This window comes from Umezawaea tangerina (genome assembly GCF_003002815.1).
Lineage (GTDB): Bacteria > Actinomycetota > Actinomycetes > Mycobacteriales > Pseudonocardiaceae > Umezawaea > Umezawaea tangerina.
In genome coordinates this window covers 217,439-221,336 of the sequence record NZ_PVTF01000007.1, presented here as the reverse complement: position 1 = coordinate 221,336, position 3,898 = coordinate 217,439, and the positions used below count along the sequence as shown (strand labels likewise).

Annotated in this window: 2 protein-coding genes; both read left to right on the top strand. The window is 70.8% G+C overall.

Annotated features, from left to right (window positions below):
- Positions 1 to 210 precede the first annotated feature (210 nt).
- The gene (locus tag CLV43_RS24145) at positions 211 to 1,941 is read left to right on the top strand and encodes an ABC transporter ATP-binding protein (protein WP_106189545.1); all 1,731 of its coding nucleotides are present in this window, start codon (positions 211 to 213) and stop codon (positions 1,939 to 1,941) included.
- Positions 1,938 to 3,875: an ABC transporter ATP-binding protein gene (locus CLV43_RS24140; protein WP_245886900.1), complete on the top strand. Its 1,938-nt coding sequence runs from the start codon at positions 1,938 to 1,940 to the stop codon at positions 3,873 to 3,875. Before CLV43_RS24145 ends, CLV43_RS24140 begins: the two co-directional genes overlap by 4 nt.
- Positions 3,876 to 3,898 lie beyond the last annotated feature (23 nt).

Below are 3,898 nucleotides of genomic sequence, written 5' to 3'. Positions count from 1 at the left end.
AGCTCTGTTCAACCCATCTCGACAGGCGGGGCGCGAAACATCCGGAACACCGCCGGAAACCTGGCGGACGCCAACGGGAAGTGTCATCGGGTCCCGCCCGGTAAATCCCTAGTCTTCGCACCGACCCCGGCCGGACACCCCGGAAGACTAGGGATTTACCGGTCGGCGGCCGACTTGACTGGGCCGGACCCGTACCCGGGAAGGTGCCCTTTGCTCAGCCGAATACTGGGGACTTACCTCCGCCCCCACCGCCTGTCGATCGCAGTGCTGATCCTGCTGCAACTGGTGCAGACGATCACTTTCCTGCTGCTGCCGACGATGAACGCCCAGCTCGTCGACCGGGGCCTGCTGCGCGGGTCCGTTGTGGACATCCTGTGGATCGGCGCCGTGATGGTGGGCGTGGCGGCGGTGCAGGTGGCGGCGAGGATGGGCGCGCAGTACTTCGGCACGAGCGTGGCGACCGCGCTGGGTGCCCGGCTGCGGTCCGCGATCTTCCGCCGGGTGCAGGACTTCTCGGTCCACGAGGTCGAGCGCTTCGGCGCCGCGTCGCTCACCACCCGCACCGTCAACGACGTCCAGCAGATCCAGCTGGTCACCGTCGACGGCTTCGGCAGCATCGTGTCCGCGCCGATCATGTGCGTGGCCAGCATCGTGCTGGCGTTGCAGCAGGACGTGCCGCTGACCCTGGTGCTGCTGGTCTTCATCCCGCTGGCCACGGTCACGGTGCTGGTCGTGATGGCCAGGATGGGCCCGCTGTACGGCCTGATCCAGCACAGCGTCGACGGGATGAACCGGTTGCTGCGCGAGCAGATCACCGGTGTCCGGGTGATCAGGGCGTTCGTCCGCGAGGACCACGAGCGGCGCCGCTTCGGCGCCGCGAACGAGGAGCTGTTCCAGCTCACCATGAGGGCCCGGCGACAGGCCGCGATGATGTTCCCGATCGTGTGGTTGCTGGGCAACGTGTTCACCGTGGTCGTCGTGTGGGTCGGGGGTCGGCGGATCGGTTCCGGCGACCTGACGGTCGGCGCGCTCAGCGCCTTCACCGGTTACGTGATCCTGATCCTGACCTCCATGCTGATCGCGATGTACGTGTTCCTGACCGTGCCGCGCGCGCAGGTCGCCGCGCGCCGCGTCTGCGAGGTCCTCGACGCCGCACCGGCGCCGTCGGCCGACGGCGGCGCGGACTCCGGTCCCCGCCCCGGCCACGTCGACCTGCGCGGCGCCGGGTTCCGCTATCCGGGCGCGGAGGAGCCGTCCCTGCGGGACATCACCCTCTCGGTGCGGCCGGGCGAGACGCTGGCGGTCATCGGCAGCACCGGCAGCGGCAAGACCACGCTGCTCAACCTGGTGCTGCGCCTGTACGAGACGACGACCGGCTCGGTGCTCGTCAACGGCACCGACGTGCGGGAGCTGGACCGCGACGCGCTGTCGGCGACCGTGGGCCTGGTGGCGCAGAAGCCGTACCTGTTCGCCGGGACGATCGCCACGAACCTGCGCTACGGCAGGCCGGAGGCCACCGACGACGAGCTGTGGCACGCGCTCGGGGTCGCGCGGATCCGGGACTTCGTGGCAGGGCTGCCCGCCGGGCTCGACTCGGTGGTCGAGCAGGGCGGCGGCAACTTCTCGGGCGGGCAACGACAACGGCTGTCCATCGCGCGGACCCTCGTGCGGCGCCCGGACGTCTACCTGTTCGACGACTGCTTCTCGGGCCTGGACTACGCCACCGAGGCCGCCTTGCGCGCGGCCCTGGCCCCGGACATCGCCGGGGCGACCACCGTCGTGGTCGCCCAGCGGATCAGCACCATCCGGGACGCCGACCGCATCGCCGTCCTGGACGAGGGCCGGGTCGTCGGGCTCGGCACGCACGACGAGCTGATCGCGGGCAACGACGTCTACCGGGCGATCGCCCAGTCCCAGCTCACCGCCCAGGAGGCGTTGTGACCACTCCGGCCGCCGCACCCGAGGCGGAAGTCGAGAGCCCCGCGGACAGGCCGCAGGACACCCGGCGCACGGTGCGCAGGCTCGTCTCCCTGCTGCGGCCCTACCGGCTGCCGACCGTCGCGGCGATGGTGTGCTGCGTCGTAGGGGTCGCCGCGAACACGATGGGACCGCTGCTGCTCGGCAAGGCGACCGACCTGGTGTTCGCCGGGTACGCGGGGTCGACCCTGCCCGCGGGCCTGAGCAAGGAGGAGGCGATCGCCCGGCTGCGCGAGGCGGGCGACACCACGCTCGCCGAGGTGTACGGCACCGTCGACCTGGTGCCCGGCAGCGGTGTCGAGTTCGGCCGGGTCGCCGTGCTGCTGGCCGTCGCCCTCGCGCTCTACCTGGTCGCGTCCTCGTTCATGTACCTGCAGGAGCGGATCGCCGCGAAGGTGGTGCAGCGGGTGGCCTCCGACGTGCGGGAGCGGGTGGAGGCCAAGCTGCCCCGGCTCCCCCTCGGCTACTTCGACCGCCGTCCGGTCGGCGAGCTGCTCAGCCGGGTCACCAACGACGTCGACAACCTCCAGACGGTCATGCAGCAGACCTTCAGCAAGCTCGCGTCGGTGGTGCTCGCCCTGCTGACCGTGCTGGTGATGATGCTGGTGATCTCGCCGCTGCTCACCTTCCTGATGCTGCTGAGCATCCCGCTGTCGGGGTACATCGTCGCCCGCGTCAGCAAGCTCACCAAGCCGCACTTCGTCGAGCTGTGGTCGGACACGGGCGCGCTCAACTCCCACGTGGAGCAGATGTACACCGCGCACGCGCTGGTCCGGGTGTTCGGCAGGCGCGAGGCCGCGCTGGCCGAGTTCGACGAGCGCAACGACGCGATGCGCGCCTCGGGACGGCGGGCGCACTTCCTCGCCGAGGCCATCGAGCCCGCGCTGCTGTTCGTGGCCAACCTGAACTACGTCATGGTGGCGGTCGTCGGGGCGCTGCGGGTGGCGGGTGGCGCGCTGTCGCTCGGCAGCGTGCAGGCGTTCATGCTCTACACCACCCAGTTCAACAACCAGGCGGGCGAGATCGGCGGCGTGATCGGCAAGCTGCAGTCCGGCTTCGCCTCCGCCGAGCGGGTCTTCGAACTGCTCGACGCGGAGGAGGAACGGCCGGACCCGCCGGACGCCGACCGCGTGGACACCGTGCGGGGCAGCGTCGAGTTCGACCGCGTGAGCTTCCGCTACACCGCCGACCGCCCGCTGATCGAGGACCTCTCGCTGGTGGCGCGGCCCGGTCAGGTGGTCGCGATCGTCGGTCCGACCGGTGCGGGCAAGACCACGCTGGGCAACCTGCTGATGCGCTTCCACGAGGTCGACGGCGGCCGGATCCTGGTGGACGGCCGGGACATCGCGACGATGACCCGGCAGGACGTGCGGTCCAGGACCGGGCTCGTGCTGCAGGACACCTGGCTGTTCGAGGGGACGATCGCCGACAACATCGCCTACGGCCTGCCCGGTGCCACGCGCGAACAGGTCGTCGCCGCGGCGAAGGCCGTCCGGGTCGACCACTTCGTCCGCACGATGCCCGACGGCTACGACACCGTGCTCACCGAGACGGCCGCGGTCAGCGCGGGCGAGAAGCAGCTCATCACGGTGGCGAGGGCGTTCCTGGCCGACCCGGCGATCCTGATCCTGGACGAGGCCACCAGCTCCGTGGACACCCGCAGCGAGGTGCTCATCCAGCGGGCGATGACGTCGTTGCGCGCGGGCCGCACCTGCTTCGTGATCGCGCACCGGCTCTCCACGATCCAGGACGCGGACCTCATCCTCGTGATGGGGGACGGGCGGATCGTCGAACGCGGTACCCACGAGGAGCTGTTGCGCGCCAAGGGTTCCTACGCGAACCTGGTCGCCGCGCAGTTCGCGCGGACCGCGGACGAAGGGGAGCGGCCGGACCGGTGAGGCCGGTCCGGCCGCTCCCCCGC